We start from the raw sequence: 13,510 nt of genomic DNA on the forward strand, positions 1-13,510 counted from the left end.
TTGGACGATAATTAAGGTACCGGTATCTGACTGATGATCAGGCTGATTGGATATTTCTTCGGGATTGGCGCGTTTCTGCTGCTGGGCGTGGCCGGGGCCGTGGCGCTCTATCTTGGTGTCGTCACCAAGGACCTGCCGGATTACGAGGTTCTGGCGAAGTATTCGCCGCCGGTGACCACGCGCTTCCACGCCGGCAACGGCGCGCTGATGGCGGAATATGCCCGCGAGCGGCGTCTCTATCTGCCGATCCAGGCCATCCCGGATCGCGTCAAGGCGGCCTTCATCTCGGCTGAAGACAAGAACTTCTATCAGCACCCGGGCGTTGACATCACCGGTCTTGCGCGCGCCATCGCGGTGAACCTGCAGAACTTCGGCTCCGGCCGTCGCCCGGTCGGCGCCTCGACGATCACGCAGCAGGTGGCCAAGAACTTCCTGCTCTCGTCAGACCAGACGATCGACCGCAAGGTCAAGGAAGCAATTCTCTCCTTCCGCATCGAGCAGGCCTACACCAAGGACCGCATTCTCGAACTCTATCTCAACGAAATCTTCTTCGGCCTGAATTCCTACGGCATAGCCGGTGCGGCGCTGACCTATTTCGATAAGTCTGTGACTGAGCTTACCATTGCCGAGACCGCCTATCTCGCAGCCCTTCCGAAGGGCCCGGCCAACTATCATCCGTTCCGCAAGACCGAAGCGGCGCTTGAGCGCCGCAACTGGGTAATCGACCGCATGGTCGAGAACGGCTACGTCACCAAGGCCGATGGCGAAGAAGCCAAGAAGCAGCCGCTCGGTGTCAACCCGCGTCGCGGCGGGGCGCATCTCTTCGCCTCCGACTTCTTCGCCGAGGAAGTCCGCCGGCAGATCATCCAGAAATACGGCGATAACGCCCTCTATGAAGGCGGCCTGTCGGTTCGCACCTCGCTCGATCCGCGGCTGCAGATCGCCGCGCGCAAGGCGCTGCAGGCGGGTCTGCTCAGCTACGACGAGCGTCGCGGCTTCCACGGCCCGGTCAAGTCGATCGAAATCGGCGGCGATTGGGGCGAGCCGCTGGGCGCTGTCGTTGCCTTCAACGACGTGCCGGAGTGGAAGCTTGCCGTCGTTCTCTCCGTCGATGGACAGGGCGCCGAGATCGGCATTCAGCCGGAGAAGGAAGCCTCGGGCAAGATTGTCGCCGAGCGTGTCACCGGGCATATCTCCGCCAAGAACATGCAGTGGGCCTACCGTTCCGCCAGCGGCGACCGCAAGTCGGCGAAATCGCCTGAAGGCGTCTTCGGCGCCGGCGACGTCATCTATGTCGAGCCGCTGCCGGAGAAGGGCGAGTATCGCCTGCGCCAGCCGCCGAAGGTGCAGGGTGGCCTCGTCGCGATGGACCCGCAGACCGGCCGCGTTCTGGCGATGGTCGGCGGCTTCTCCTATGGCCAGTCGGAATTCAACCGCGCGACGCAAGCGATGCGCCAGCCGGGTTCGTCGTTCAAGCCCTTCGTCTACGCGGCCGCCCTCGACAACGGTTATACGCCTGCATCGGTCATTCTCGACGCGCCGATCGAGATCGTCGCTGGTGGCCAAGTCTGGCGCCCGGAAAACTACGGCGGCGGCTCGGCCGGTCCGTCGACGCTGCGTCTCGGCATCGAGAAGTCGCGTAACCTGATGACTGTTCGCCTCGCCAACGACATGGGCATGAACCTCGTTGCCGAATATGCCGAGCGCTTCGGCATCTACGACAAGATGCCGCCGCTGCTCGCGATGTCGCTAGGCTCGGGCGAAACCACCGTCCTGCGCATGGTTTCGGCCTATTCCGTGCTCGCCAACGGCGGCAAGCAGATCAAGCCGTCGCTGATCGACCGCATTCAGGACCGCTACGGCAAGACGATCTTCCGTCACGAGGACCGCACCTGCGACAACTGCAACGCCGGCGATTGGCAGAGCCAGGAAGAACCGGTTCTCACCGACAACCGCGAGCAGGTTCTCGATCCGATGACCTCCTACCAGATCACGTCGATGATGGAGGGCGTGGTGCTGCGCGGCACGGCTGCCGGCAAGATCAAGCTCGATCGTCCGGTTGCCGGCAAGACCGGTACCACCAATGACGAAAAGGACGCCTGGTTCGTCGGCTACACGCCGGACATGGTTGCAGGCCTCTATCTCGGCTTCGACAACCCGGCCCCGCTTGGCCGCGGCGCGACGGGCGGCAGCCTCGCCGTGCCGATTTTCAATGACTTCATGACAGAAGCAGTGAAGGGCACGCGCCCGAGCAAGTTCGTCGTGCCCGAGGGCATGAGCATGGTCGCCGTCAACCGCAAGACCGGCATGGCCGCCCAAGAGGGCGAGCCTGACACGATCATCGAGGCCTTCAAGCCCGGCACCGGCCCGGCCGACACCTTCTCGGTCATCGGCGGTCTTGACCAGTACGTGCCGCCAGAAGAGATCCTCAAGAACTCGCCGCAGGCGAACCAGGCAGTGACCTCCGGTTCCAACGGCCTGTTCTAATCCTTATCCCCTTCACGCGATGCCCGCCGCCTTTACATCAGCGGTGGGCATCGCTATTTGACGCTCACTTTCCTATCGGTTCACAAGAAGCAGGATCATGCGCAGCGAAATCGAGAACATTGTCGACGAAATCAAGCAGGCCATAAGCCTGCTGAGGAGGCATCTTTGACTGGGATCAGGCGGTAAGACGACTGGACTGGTTGAACAACAAAGCGGAAGATCCGGCGCTTTGGAACGACGCTTCGGAAGCGCAGAAGCTGATGCGCGAGCGCCAGCAACTCGATGACGGCATCAATGGCCTGCGCCGTTTCGAGCAGCAGCTCAATGACAACATCGAACTCATCGAACTCGGCGAGGAAGAGGGCGACGCCGCCATCATCGCCGACGCCGAACAGGCGTTGCGGGATCTCAGAAACGAAGCGGCGAAGAAGCAGGTCGAAGCCATGCTCTCGGGCGAGGCGGACCAGAACGATACCTATCTCGAAGTGCATTCGGGTGCCGGCGGTACCGAAAGCCAGGACTGGGCCAACATGCTTTTGCGCATGTACACCCGCTGGTCCGAGCGCCAGGGGTACAAGGTCGAGCTTCTGGAAATCCAGGACGGCGAAGAGGCCGGCATCAAGTCCGCGACGCTGCTCGTCAAGGGCCACAATGCCTATGGCTGGCTGAAGACCGAATCGGGCGTGCACCGCCTGGTTCGTATCTCGCCCTACGACAGCAACGCGCGCCGCCACACCTCGTTCTCCTCGATCTGGGTCTACCCGGTCGTCGATGATTCGATCCAGATCGACATCAACGAGAGCGATTGCCGTATCGACACCTACCGCTCGTCGGGCGCCGGCGGTCAGCACGTCAACACGACCGATTCGGCCGTGCGCATCACGCACATCCCGTCGGGCATCGTCGTGCAGTGCCAGCAGGAACGTTCGCAGCACAAGAACCGGGCGAAGGCCTGGGACATGTTGCGTGCGCGCCTCTACGAGGCCGAACTGAAGAAGCGGGAAGAGGCCGCCAACGCCGAAGCCGCGTCGAAGACCGACATCGGCTGGGGCCACCAGATCCGCTCCTACGTCCTACAGCCCTATCAGCTGGTCAAGGACATGCGCACCGGCGTTGAAAGCACGGCACCGGGCGACGTTCTCGACGGTGAACTCAACGAGTTCATGGAGGCCGCCCTTGCGCACCGCGTCAGCGGCGGCGCGGATGCCGTCGTGGATGATCTGAACTAAGGCAGACAGGTCTGCAGCAGTGCAATTGAAGAGGGCCGGGTGTTCGCATCCGGCCCTTGCTTTTGCTCAGTTGGAGGCACGCTCGATCTTGATGTCGCCGAGATCGTCGATGAGCACGGTCCAGCTCTCGGGCTCTCTCACCGACGGGTCCGTCTTCAGATAGACGGTCGCAAACATGCCGGGCTGCGCGGTGACACCGGTCGAGGTCTCCGGGCGGACGTCGGTGACGTAGGCCTTGAGCGCGGAGAATTCTTCGAGTTCCGCCGACGAAATCACCACAGGGCCGGCCGAGGTCGCTTCCACCTGCTGCAGATGGATCTGGGCGGTTCCATCCGCCTGGCGAAGCGCGATCAGCTTGTAGTAACCGCGCCGGGCGTCGCCCGGCTTCTCGGCGGCCGCGTTCGGATCGAGGGATGAAAGCGGCTCTCCGCTTTCCTCCCAGTAGCCGGTGCTGGTCACGAAGGTCGCCTCAGGCGGAACGATGTTGGCATCCTGAGCCTTGGGGCCGGCACTGCTGAGAAACAGGAACAGCGCGAGGAGGGCGGATCTGTGCATTGGGTCGTCGTCCTTAAGGCGGCGGCTCGGTTGCCGTTTGCTGCGGGCCGGCGGAAACCTGGCCGACATGATGATACCATAGGTCGCGCGGAGAACGTGCGCTCAGTTCGAAAATTGCTCGGCCAGGATGCGGTCCGACCAGGAATGATCGGGATCCGAGAGGATGCGCGCCGTCATGTTTTCCGATTCGGCGATCTTCACCTTGACCACGGACTTCACTTCCTGATGGTCGGCCACCGCGTTTACCGGCCGCTTGTCGGCCTCAAGGATTTCGATCTCGACTGTGACATGGTTCGGCAGAAGCGCGCCACGCCAGCGGCGCGGGCGGAAGGCACTGACCGGGGTCATCGCCAGAAGCGGGGCCTCGAGCGGCAGGATCGGCCCGTGGGCGGAGAGATTGTAGGCGGTGGAGCCGGCAGGGGTGGCGACCAGCAGGCCGTCGCAGGTCAACTCCTCCAGCCTTGTCTTGCCATCGATCAGGACGCGGAGCTTCGCCGCCTGGTAGGACTGGCGGAAAAGGTAGACCTCGTTGATCGCAAGTGCCGTGAAGCTCTCGCCATAGACGTCGGTCGTCTGCATCTCCAGCGGATGAAACGCGTTCTCGACTGCCTGGCAGATTCGGTCCGTTAGGTTCTCCGTGCTGTAGCGGTTCATCAGGAACCCGACCGAGCCACGGTTCATGCCGTAGACCAGCTTGCCGCTGTTCATGGTCTGATGCAGCGTCTGCAGCATGAAGCCGTCGCCGCCAAGCGCGACGATCACATCGGCCTTCGACGGATCATGGTCGCCATAGATCGCCTTGAGATCAGCCGCAGCCTTTTGTGCCTCTTCCGCGGACGAGGCGAGAAAGGCTAGGGAAGTGAACGTTCGGGCCATGAAACTCTAGTCCGCTCGATATGTTATGCGCCGCCAGCGGCAATCTCTCTCTATCGTTTCTGGCATGGCCCGGAACCGAACGCATCTGAAAAATTGGGAGAATTCGCAATTTTGCTTTACACCACATGAGATTATGGTAACTCCCACCAAAGCAAGTGCCCTTATAGCTCAGTTGGTAGAGCGGCTGATTTGTAATCAGTAGGTCGGGAGTTCGAGTCTCTCTGGGGGCACCACTTCATTTCTTCCCCATTGTTTTTTCCGAATTTTTGGCGGCTATTCGAGCCGGAATTTCAGGTTCGGCGTGTTGCCGCGGGTACACCGTCGGCGCAAAGCGAGCAGTTAGTCACGCATCGCAAAGATGGCCATGAACACTGGTGTGCCGATCAGAACGCCGGCAATCGAAAATAGCGGCCCATAGATCAGCGCGCTCAGCGGTATGCCGGCGATGCATACCGCAATGCCATCCTTCAGGCAGTTGTACGGCCCGCCCTCGAATATGCCGTAGACGGGCAGGAACACCCCGCGACGATAAGGCTGACAAGGAACGCCAGGACGGCGGAGATGATCAGTCTTCCAAGAGTTCTCATCCTCCTGAAATAGGGAATCAGTGGTTTCGGCCACCGCCGATTGTTTCTCCAGCGCCGATGAACGGAGGACGAGCATTCGTCAGCTGGCTCTCTTGGAAAGGTCTTGGTCATCGAACACGTTCTTTCGGCTGCCGCCAAAAGCAGCCTTACCAACCCCGCGGCACTGGCGCCGGTCAGATGGGCGGTCGTTCTGCTTTGTGGGTTTGTCGTCTGGAGCCCTGCCAACGCGCAGGAGGGATCCGATTGGGCGGAGATGAGTTCGGGCGCGACCCAAGTTTCCGGTTTGGGGGCGGTCCGCTATTCCGTGGGATACAGCAACATCGGTTATGACCACTTTCGTTCGGAGATCGTGGTTGAGTGGCGTGACGGCGGCAAGCGGACGCAGACGATCTACGAAGGCATCTATGACAATCCCCCTGCGAAGGTCTGGGGTGCTAACGACCATCTCTGCGTTTCGATGGAGGCTTGCGCGCGATCGACGGACGCCTGCACAGTGGAGGTCATTGCCTATCGATATGACGTCGGCGCCAAGTCTTTTGCCGAGCTTGCGGACGGCGGCGAGTTTTGCCGCCGATGAGATGCGGAGCCTTGGTCGGAGTAAGCGGTCAACGCTCGATCGATCACCGGCTCCCGCATCGCTTGGTCCGGCGCTCTCCGTGCGTCTCGAGATCGTGACGCCGGTGCAGTCCGGGCAATGGTTCACGATCCGCGATCCCGGCGGCAACGTGCTGATGATCTGCCGCTGCTGATCGGAAAAGCCGCAGCGCGGCGGCATCAGATGTCGAAGGACGGTCCCATGCGCACCGGAACCTCGCGGCATTTCTGCAGGGCGTTGAGCAGGTTCTCGGCGAGATAGTCGATCAGCGCCCGGGTCGCCGGCAACATGCCCTGGCGGGACGGGAAGACGAGGTGCACGACGACGTCGTTCGACGTCCATTCCGGCAGCACCGGCGCAAGGACGCCGGCGCGGAAAGCGCGCTCGCAGATATGGTCAGGCAAGAGGGCGACCCCCATCCCTTCGATCGCGGCGCGTTCGAGAATCAGGAAATCGCTGCAGCCGACGATCGGACGATGGGTGATTTCCGTCGTGTTGCCATCGATCGAAACCAGCCGCCATACATCGGTCGGGTGCTGTTCGTTCATCGACAGCGTCGCCTGCTGGCTGAGGTTCTCGATCGTGATCTCGCCGGCGCGGGCGAGGAAGGTGGGGCTGGCTGCAAGCCGCTCGCGAACCTCGCCGAACTTGCGGATGATGAGTTGGTTGTCCGTATCGAGCTGCCCGCGGGCGCGCAGCGCCACGTCGACCCGCTCTTCTATCAGATCGATGCGACGGTTGGTGGCGGTGATCAGCAGCCGGACGCCGGGGTAGCGGCGGTGAAACGCCGGCAGGATGTCGGCAAGCATAGGGGTGAAACCGAGCGGGCAGGCGAGCCGCACCGTGCCCGAGGGCTCCGCGCGCACGGCGGCGATCTCGGCTTCGGCGGCAGCCACCCCGTCGAGAAGGCTCTGGCAATGCTCATAGAAGACCCGGCCGATATCGGTGACACGCAGCTTGCGGGTCGAGCGCTCCAGCAACCGCACACCGAGCTGCTCCTCGAGGCGGGCCACATGTTTGCTGAGCTTGGATTTGGGTATATTGAGGTCCCGTGCCGCAGCACTGAAGCCGTTGTTTCGCACGACGGCGGCAAAAAGCCCGAGGTCGTTCAGATCCTGCATTGTCCTGTCTCCGAGGTGCGGATGATGGGTATGATTGTTTCCGTCTGGAAACAGTATGTCAAATATCCGCTGGCTTATCGGGCCATTGTTTTCCCCTCATATGTGGATCACCGCAACGTAAACACAAAGGTGTTCCCATGAACGTTCTTCATATCGACTCCGGTATCCTTGGCGACCACTCGGTTTCCCGCCGTCTGACGGCTGCCCTTGCCGCGCAGGTCAAGGCTGACCGCCCGGATGAGCAGGTGACCTATCGCGACCTCGCTGCCAGCTCGCTGCCCCATCTGACCGGCGCCCAGATCATGGCCCCGGCCGACCTCGAAGGCGTCGACGCGGGTCTCGCTGCCGACGTCAAGCTTGGCCGCGACATGCTGGAAGAATTCCTCGCCGCCGACACCGTCATCATCGGCGCTCCGATGTACAACTTCGGCATTCCGAGCCAGCTGAAGGCCTGGATCGATCGCATCGCCGTCTCCGGCAAGACTTTCCGCTACACCGAGAATGGTCCGGAAGGCCTCGCCAAGGGCAAGAAGATCATCGTCGCCTCGACCCGCGGCGGCCACTACTCCGCCGGCCCGGCAGCCGTCATGGATCACCAGGAATCTTACCTGAAGACGGTCTTCGGTTTCCTTGGCATCACCGATGTCGAATTCGTGCGCGCCGAAGGCCTGAACCTCAGCGCCGACAGCAAGCAGTTTGCGATCGCCGAGGCCGAAAAGACCATCTCCGAAGGCAGCGTGCTTCGCCTGGCGAGCTAAGACCAAATTCAGCGGATCACCGAGGTGATCCGGTGGGAGGGGCGTATGCCCCACGTGCGGACGGTGCCGGTTGCGCAAGCAGCCGGCATTGTCCGTTTTCGAACATCGATATCTGCTTTATAATGCCCTCATGATGGACGGGCGGACGATCCTTTGGGGCATGACCGCTGCGGTGGCCTTTTTGCTCGCCGCCGAAGCGCCCCTTGCTGCGCCGCCGGATCATGGCTGCACCTGCCGCAATCGAGACGGTTCCAAATACGAACTTGGGCAGGTCGCTTGTCTGCGTGTCGACGGCAACGCCTACCTCGCGCGCTGCGAGATGAACCTCAACGTCACGACCTGGAAGAAACTGCGTGAAGGCTGCCCTACGGCCGGCATGAGCACACCGGGTAGCCTTGCGGGGCAATCGATCCGTTTCTGACGCGGAAGAGCGGCTTGCCGTCCTCATTCCGATCTTTTTCGAAACTGCACGGCGCAGCGCTCCGCGATCCCACCGGAGCGGAAATTTTCACAGGCGCTGTTTCGCGTTACCGCCTCGGCTTTGGCGCCGTTGTCTGTGAGCTGCGGAGGATGCGGCCGCCGTGTTTTTGCGGTGAGGCCGCCCGGAACACCTGGTGATGTCAGCGCTTCAGATGCTGGCGCGCCGCATACATCGCGATCGCCGCTGCGTTCGATACGTTCAGCGACTTTATTGCGCCGGGCATGTCGAGCCGGGCAAGATCGTTGACGATCGAGCGGGTCTTCTGCCTAAGCCCCTTGCCCTCTGAGCCGAGAACGAGGGCGATCTTTTCGCCGCTGAATGTCCCTTCCAGCGGCTGCGGCCCTTCCGAATCAAGTCCGATCGTCTGGAAGCCCAGCCGATGCAGTTCCTCGATGGCATCGCCAAGGTTGGTGATCTGGATATAGGGGATCATCTCAAGCGCGCCGGAGGCCGATTTGGCGAGCACGCCCGATTCGGTCGGGCTGTGGCGCATGGTGGTGATCAGCGCGCCGGCATCGAAGGCGACGGCCGAGCGCATGATGGCGCCGACATTGTGCGGATCGGTCACCTGGTCGAGCACGAGAATCAGCGGGCAGTCGCGCAGAGCCTCGAGCCGGCGATGCGGCAGCGGGCGGGTCTCGAGCATCACGCCCTGGTGGATCGCGTCGGGACCGAGAATCTTGTCGAGATCCTGCGGCGTCACCGTTTCGACCGGGAAGGGCAGCGCCGAAAGCTCGCCGAGTTCCAGGCGGGCGGCCGCGTTCGGCGTAACGCTGAGGCGGATGACCGCGCGCGCCGGATTGTCCAGCGCCGCGCGAACCGTGTGCAGGCCATAGAGCAGAACCTGCTCGGGCGAGAGCGGCTGCGGCTTCCAGTCGGCCGGCGCCTTGCGGCGCTTGTCCTCTCTTGGCGTGGGGATTTCGCCACGTTCCCGCTTGGCGTCGCGATGCGCGCGCCGAAGGTTGGCGTAATGGGTGTCCTTGGCGCTCTTGTCGCCGGTGCGATCTTTGCTCATTGGCGTCTTATAGAGAGGTTGCGCGTGGGGCGAAACGGTTTTCAGCGCCGGGTCCATTTTTACGGCTGTGGAGAAAATCGGAAATTTTCCACTGACCCGTGTTGACAGGACGAAACGGGGCAGTCATATACCCGGCCACAGATCGAGAGCGGCACGGCCAAGTCGCTGGTTGTCTCACGATCTCAAATGCTTGGTCGAAAGATCCCGACAGAATAATGGAGGGATGCCCGAGTGGTTAAAGGGGACGGACTGTAAATCCGTTGGCTCAGCCTACGTTGGTTCAAATCCAACTCCCTCCACCATTCTGCTTCTGGATCGAAGGCCCGCGGGTATAGCTCAATGGTAGAGCAGCAGCCTTCCAAGCTGAATACGCGGGTTCGATTCCCGCTACCCGCTCCAATAGCGGCTTCCTCCTTCTTTTCGAATTAATGTAGCAAGTCAACGTTCATCGCTAAGCGTTTGAATGTTTTGCTGCGGCTACGATTCGTAGCTCGATAGCACCGAATCTTGTAGCGGCGTCGCGCGCTTCTTATATATCGGCAGGAAAAGGCCAGCGGCGGCCGGTCCGGGCGCGCGCAATTAAGTCTTGCGCAAATCCCCTGAAACCCTTAAACGGCTCCACAAACCGGCCCTGCCGGCTGATCATTATTCATACTTGACCACAGGAAACGTACCCATGGCAAAGAGCAAATTTGAGCGCAACAAGCCGCACGTTAACATTGGCACGATTGGCCACGTTGACCATGGCAAGACGTCGCTGACCGCAGCGATCACGAAGTACTTCGGCGAGTTCAAGGCGTACGACCAGATCGACGCTGCTCCGGAAGAAAAGGCCCGTGGTATCACGATTTCGACGGCGCACGTTGAGTATGAGACGCCGAACCGTCACTACGCTCACGTTGACTGCCCCGGCCACGCCGACTACGTCAAGAACATGATCACCGGTGCAGCGCAGATGGACGGCGCGATCCTGGTTTGCTCGGCTGCTGACGGCCCGATGCCGCAGACCCGCGAGCACATCCTGCTCGCTCGCCAGGTTGGCGTTCCGGCAATCGTCGTGTTCCTCAACAAGGTCGACCAGGTTGACGACGCCGAGCTTCTCGAGCTCGTCGAACTGGAAGTTCGCGAACTTCTGTCGTCCTACGAATTCCCGGGCGACGACATTCCGATCATCAAGGGCTCGGCTCTTGCTGCTCTGGAAGATTCGGACAAGAAGATCGGCGAAGACGCGATCCGCGAGCTGATGGCAGCTGTTGACGCTTACATCCCGACGCCTGAGCGTCCGATCGACCAGCCGTTCCTGATGCCGATCGAAGACGTGTTCTCGATCTCGGGCCGTGGTACGGTTGTGACCGGTCGCGTTGAGCGCGGCATCGTCAAGGTTGGCGAAGAAGTCGAAATCGTCGGCATCCGCGACACGTCGAAGACGACGGTTACGGGCGTTGAAATGTTCCGCAAGCTGCTCGACCAGGGCCAGGCCGGCGACAACATCGGCGCGCTGATCCGTGGTGTTAACCGTGACGGCGTCGAGCGTGGCCAGATCCTGTGCAAGCCGGGTTCGGTCAAGCCGCACAAGAAGTTCATGGCTGAAGCCTACATCCTGACGAAGGAAGAAGGCGGCCGTCATACGCCGTTCTTCACCAACTACCGTCCGCAGTTCTACTTCCGCACGACGGACGTGACGGGCATCGTGACGCTGCCGGAAGGCACGGAAATGGTTATGCCGGGCGACAACGTCACCGTTGCCGTTGAGCTGATCGTTCCGATCGCGATGGAAGAAAAGCTGCGCTTCGCAATCCGCGAAGGCGGCCGTACCGTCGGCGCAGGCATCGTTGCCTCGATCGTCGAGTAATCGACTGATTTCAGATCAGTAGAGAGGCCCCGCCGGCAACGGCGGGGCCTTTTTCGTTTCGGTTGTCGCCAGGACTTCGTCGATGAAGGCGCGCTTGCCGTGGGTGTAGATATCCCAATCGCCATTGGCCTGCTCTGCGAGTTGCCGCTTCAGGGCTTCGTAGCGGCTGGCGAGTTCGGGAGCGTCACGTAGCCGATCCCTGAGCACTAGACGTGCCGCATGGGCGGCGTTGTCGTCTCCACAGAGATAGAGCCGCGTGCCATAGGCAAGCGTTGCCATAGTAAACGTCCACAGGCCGCTTGCGTGCGGGTCGCCGTGAAAGGTGTAGCCTGCGTTGCAGAGGCGAGCGCTGAGCTCCGGCAGCTCCGCTACGTCCGCTACCACCGCATCGATATCGATCTTCGGCTTCGCGGCCAGTCCGGGTATCGCTGTGCTTCCGATGTGGTGGATCTCGCGGACGAAAGGCGAGAGCAGGGCGGTGATGGAAAGCGCCCGCGCCTCAAAGAGCGACGGCCAGAGAGGATCATATTCGACCAGCGTGATGCGCGACATGCGAATCGATTCCGGTGAGGAGAGCTTCTGGCAGGATAGCGAATGCCCGCAGCGCCGCGACCATTTCTGAGTGACGAGGCAATGACTTGCCTTTTTTTTGGGGGCACTCCGGCCGGCAGGGCAGGGGATAGATGCGATTGAATGCGGATTTTTTCGGATCGGCGTTGAAAGGTGCTTGTCATCCTCCGGCAAACTGAATATGAAGCCGCTGACTTGAGGCGGCGAGACGTTGTTGAACGGGCACGCAGCCGAATAGGGGTATAGCTCAGTTGGTAGAGCGGCGGTCTCCAAAACCGCAGGTCGGGGGTTCGAGCCCCTCTGCCCCTGCCATTCCCTCCAGGCTTGCATAAGAGCTGAGGGTTCGGCAGAGTAAGTTTAAGGATCGGTTAGCCGGTCGACGAAATTCACAGAAAAGACTGATTGGCTCTTGTGGTTTTTAGAATCGGTCTTTATGTAGGGTCCAAACAGACACGCGGTGCGTGGGGCTGAATCATCGGCTTTACGCGCCGTAATGGCGTGAGCATTACATGGCATCCAAAACGAATCCGGTAACGTTTCTGCAGCAGGTTCGCTCTGAAACGTCGAAAGTGACCTGGCCCTCTCGGCGCGAGACGATGATCTCGACGCTGATGGTTTTTGTCATGGTCTTTTTTGCCGCTGCCTTCTTCTTTGCTGCGGACCAGTTGATGGGTTGGGCGATCGGCCTCATCCTCAACGTTGGCGCTTGATTGGGTGGAGGCTAGTATGGCTGCGCGCTGGTACATTGTTCACGCCTATTCGAACTTCGAAAAGAAGGTCGCTGAATCGATCGAGGAAAAGGCCAAACAGAAGGGTCTCGAGCACCTGTTCGAGAAGATTCTCGTGCCGACCGAGAAGGTTGTCGAAGTGCGTCGCGGCCGCAAGGTCGACGCCGAGCGCAAGTTCTTCCCGGGCTACGTTCTGGTTCGCGCCAACCTGACGGATGAGGCTTTCCATCTCATCAAGAACACGCCGAAGGTGACCGGTTTCCTCGGTACCGACAGCAAGCCGGTTCCGATTCCGGACCATGAAGCCGAGCGCATTCTCGGTCAGGTCCAGGATGGCGTCGAGCGTCCGAAGCCTTCGGTCTCGTTCGAGATCGGCGAGCAGGTTCGCGTCTCCGACGGTCCGTTCGCGTCGTTCAACGGCGTCGTTCAGGATGTCGACGAAGAGCGTTCGCGCCTCAAGGTCGAAGTTTCGATCTTCGGCCGCGCGACCCCGGTCGAGCTGGAATACGGTCAGGTCGAGAAGGTCTGATAAGGCCTTAAAAGGATAGGGTGGGTTTAGGCCCATTCTGGCGGAGAAATCCGCATGCGCGTGGAAGGATGCCGGCCTTAGCCGGGTCGGATGTTCCGTACCACGCAACCGCAGCCGCCGGCCATTG

At 61.2% G+C, this 13,510-nt stretch carries 14 protein-coding genes and 4 tRNA genes; 12 read left to right on the forward strand and 6 right to left on the reverse strand.

The features are described from left to right. Positions 1-33: 33 nt before the first annotated feature. Both IB277_RS04730 and prfB read left to right on the forward strand, forming a co-directional pair. Complete coding sequence (locus tag IB277_RS04730) at positions 34-2,487, forward strand: penicillin-binding protein 1A (RefSeq protein WP_034795452.1); 2,454 nt, start codon at positions 34-36, stop codon at positions 2,485-2,487. A 97-nt stretch (positions 2,488-2,584) separates the two neighbouring features. Beyond that, positions 2,585-3,716, forward strand: a protein-coding gene (prfB, locus tag IB277_RS04735) for a peptide chain release factor 2 (protein WP_110818441.1) whose coding sequence is annotated in 2 segments (ribosomal slippage) — positions 2,585-2,653 and positions 2,655-3,716 — 1,131 coding nt in all. Because the reading frame shifts where the segments join, the coding sequence is not laid out codon by codon here. Positions 3,717-3,782: 66 nt separating this feature from the next. Here the strand turns inward: prfB and IB277_RS04740 are convergent. Both IB277_RS04740 and IB277_RS04745 read right to left on the reverse strand, forming a co-directional pair. Next, positions 3,783-4,271, reverse strand: a complete 489-nt coding sequence (locus IB277_RS04740) for a hypothetical protein (protein ID WP_192370794.1) — start codon at positions 4,269-4,271, stop codon at positions 3,783-3,785. Positions 4,272-4,373: 102 nt separating this feature from the next. After that, positions 4,374-5,147, reverse strand: a complete 774-nt coding sequence (locus IB277_RS04745) for an NAD kinase (protein ID WP_034795458.1) — start codon at positions 5,145-5,147, stop codon at positions 4,374-4,376. A 157-nt stretch (positions 5,148-5,304) separates the two neighbouring features. Here IB277_RS04745 and IB277_RS04750 point away from each other — a divergent pair. Further along, positions 5,305-5,380: transfer RNA gene (locus tag IB277_RS04750), tRNA-Thr, on the forward strand. 106 nt (positions 5,381-5,486) lie between these two features. Here IB277_RS04750 and IB277_RS04755 read toward each other — a convergent pair. Beyond that, positions 5,487-5,810: a hypothetical protein gene (locus tag IB277_RS04755; RefSeq protein ID WP_210187432.1), complete on the reverse strand. Its 324-nt coding sequence runs from the start codon at positions 5,808-5,810 to the stop codon at positions 5,487-5,489. Between the two features lie 27 nt (positions 5,811-5,837). Between IB277_RS04755 and IB277_RS04760 the strand changes: the two genes are divergently transcribed. Further along, positions 5,838-6,311, forward strand: a complete 474-nt coding sequence (locus IB277_RS04760; RefSeq protein WP_210187431.1) for a hypothetical protein — start codon at positions 5,838-5,840, stop codon at positions 6,309-6,311. A gap of 197 nt (positions 6,312-6,508) precedes the next feature. On the opposite strand, the gene IB277_RS04765 is transcribed toward IB277_RS04760, so the two are convergent. Further along, positions 6,509-7,450: a LysR family transcriptional regulator gene (locus IB277_RS04765; protein ID WP_034795460.1), complete on the reverse strand. Its 942-nt coding sequence runs from the start codon at positions 7,448-7,450 to the stop codon at positions 6,509-6,511. A gap of 137 nt (positions 7,451-7,587) precedes the next feature. Between IB277_RS04765 and IB277_RS04770 the strand changes: the two genes are divergently transcribed. Both IB277_RS04770 and IB277_RS04775 read left to right on the forward strand, forming a co-directional pair. Next, positions 7,588-8,208: an FMN-dependent NADH-azoreductase gene (locus IB277_RS04770; RefSeq protein ID WP_110818440.1), complete on the forward strand. Its 621-nt coding sequence runs from the start codon at positions 7,588-7,590 to the stop codon at positions 8,206-8,208. Positions 8,209-8,368: 160 nt separating this feature from the next. After that, positions 8,369-8,629: a hypothetical protein gene (locus IB277_RS04775; protein ID WP_226020708.1), complete on the forward strand. Its 261-nt coding sequence runs from the start codon at positions 8,369-8,371 to the stop codon at positions 8,627-8,629. 199 nt (positions 8,630-8,828) lie between these two features. Here IB277_RS04775 and IB277_RS04780 read toward each other — a convergent pair whose 3' ends face one another. Next, on the reverse strand, positions 8,829-9,704 hold the full coding sequence (locus IB277_RS04780) for an RNA methyltransferase (protein ID WP_090294791.1): 876 nt from the start codon (positions 9,702-9,704) through the stop codon (positions 8,829-8,831). A gap of 217 nt (positions 9,705-9,921) precedes the next feature. Here IB277_RS04780 and IB277_RS04785 point away from each other — a divergent pair. The 3 genes from IB277_RS04785 to tuf all read left to right on the forward strand — a co-directional run bounded on the left by IB277_RS04785 (position 9,922) and on the right by tuf (position 11,556). After that, positions 9,922-10,006: transfer RNA gene (locus IB277_RS04785), tRNA-Tyr, on the forward strand. Positions 10,007-10,029: 23 nt separating this feature from the next. Next, a tRNA-Gly gene (locus tag IB277_RS04790) sits at positions 10,030-10,103 on the forward strand. A gap of 277 nt (positions 10,104-10,380) precedes the next feature. Continuing rightward, positions 10,381-11,556: an elongation factor Tu gene (gene tuf / locus IB277_RS04795; protein ID WP_034795467.1), complete on the forward strand. Its 1,176-nt coding sequence runs from the start codon at positions 10,381-10,383 to the stop codon at positions 11,554-11,556. 15 nt (positions 11,557-11,571) lie between these two features. Here tuf and IB277_RS04800 read toward each other — a convergent pair whose 3' ends face one another. Then, the gene (locus IB277_RS04800) at positions 11,572-12,108 is read right to left on the reverse strand and encodes a GrpB family protein (protein ID WP_110819909.1); all 537 of its coding nucleotides are present in this window, start codon (positions 12,106-12,108) and stop codon (positions 11,572-11,574) included. A 254-nt stretch (positions 12,109-12,362) separates the two neighbouring features. Between IB277_RS04800 and IB277_RS04805 the strand changes: the two genes are divergently transcribed. From IB277_RS04805 to nusG, 3 genes are all read left to right on the forward strand, one after another. After that, positions 12,363-12,438 (forward strand) — tRNA-Trp (locus IB277_RS04805). A gap of 197 nt (positions 12,439-12,635) precedes the next feature. Then, positions 12,636-12,836, forward strand: coding sequence for a preprotein translocase subunit SecE (gene secE, locus IB277_RS04810; protein WP_034795473.1), 201 nt, complete (start codon positions 12,636-12,638; stop codon positions 12,834-12,836). A 16-nt stretch (positions 12,837-12,852) separates the two neighbouring features. Beyond that, positions 12,853-13,383: a transcription termination/antitermination protein NusG gene (gene nusG, locus IB277_RS04815; RefSeq protein WP_034795476.1), complete on the forward strand. Its 531-nt coding sequence runs from the start codon at positions 12,853-12,855 to the stop codon at positions 13,381-13,383. The last annotated feature ends 127 nt before the right edge of the window (positions 13,384-13,510 follow it).

This window comes from Ensifer sp. ENS07, assembly GCF_014852185.1.
Classification (GTDB): Bacteria; Pseudomonadota; Alphaproteobacteria; order Rhizobiales; family Rhizobiaceae; genus Ensifer; species Ensifer adhaerens.

What these genes read in the sequence shown, in the direction of transcription:
- IB277_RS04730 (WP_034795452.1), top strand. Translation starts at nt 34, where the DNA reads ATGATCAGGCTGATTGGATATTTCTTCGGGATTGGCGCGTTTCTGCTG.
- IB277_RS04740 (WP_192370794.1), bottom strand. Translation starts at nt 4,271, where the DNA reads ATGCACAGATCCGCCCTCCTCGCGCTGTTCCTGTTTCTCAGCAGTGCC.
- IB277_RS04745 (WP_034795458.1), bottom strand. Translation starts at nt 5,147, where the DNA reads ATGGCCCGAACGTTCACTTCCCTAGCCTTTCTCGCCTCGTCCGCGGAA.
- IB277_RS04755 (WP_210187432.1), bottom strand. Translation starts at nt 5,810, where the DNA reads ATGCTCGTCCTCCGTTCATCGGCGCTGGAGAAACAATCGGCGGTGGCC.
- IB277_RS04765 (WP_034795460.1), bottom strand. Translation starts at nt 7,450, where the DNA reads ATGCAGGATCTGAACGACCTCGGGCTTTTTGCCGCCGTCGTGCGAAAC.
- IB277_RS04770 (WP_110818440.1), top strand. Translation starts at nt 7,588, where the DNA reads ATGAACGTTCTTCATATCGACTCCGGTATCCTTGGCGACCACTCGGTT.
- IB277_RS04775 (WP_226020708.1), top strand. Translation starts at nt 8,369, where the DNA reads ATGACCGCTGCGGTGGCCTTTTTGCTCGCCGCCGAAGCGCCCCTTGCT.
- IB277_RS04780 (WP_090294791.1), bottom strand. Translation starts at nt 9,704, where the DNA reads ATGAGCAAAGATCGCACCGGCGACAAGAGCGCCAAGGACACCCATTAC.
- tuf (WP_034795467.1), top strand. Translation starts at nt 10,381, where the DNA reads ATGGCAAAGAGCAAATTTGAGCGCAACAAGCCGCACGTTAACATTGGC.
- IB277_RS04800 (WP_110819909.1), bottom strand. Translation starts at nt 12,108, where the DNA reads ATGTCGCGCATCACGCTGGTCGAATATGATCCTCTCTGGCCGTCGCTC.
- secE (WP_034795473.1), top strand. Translation starts at nt 12,636, where the DNA reads ATGGCATCCAAAACGAATCCGGTAACGTTTCTGCAGCAGGTTCGCTCT.
- nusG (WP_034795476.1), top strand. Translation starts at nt 12,853, where the DNA reads ATGGCTGCGCGCTGGTACATTGTTCACGCCTATTCGAACTTCGAAAAG.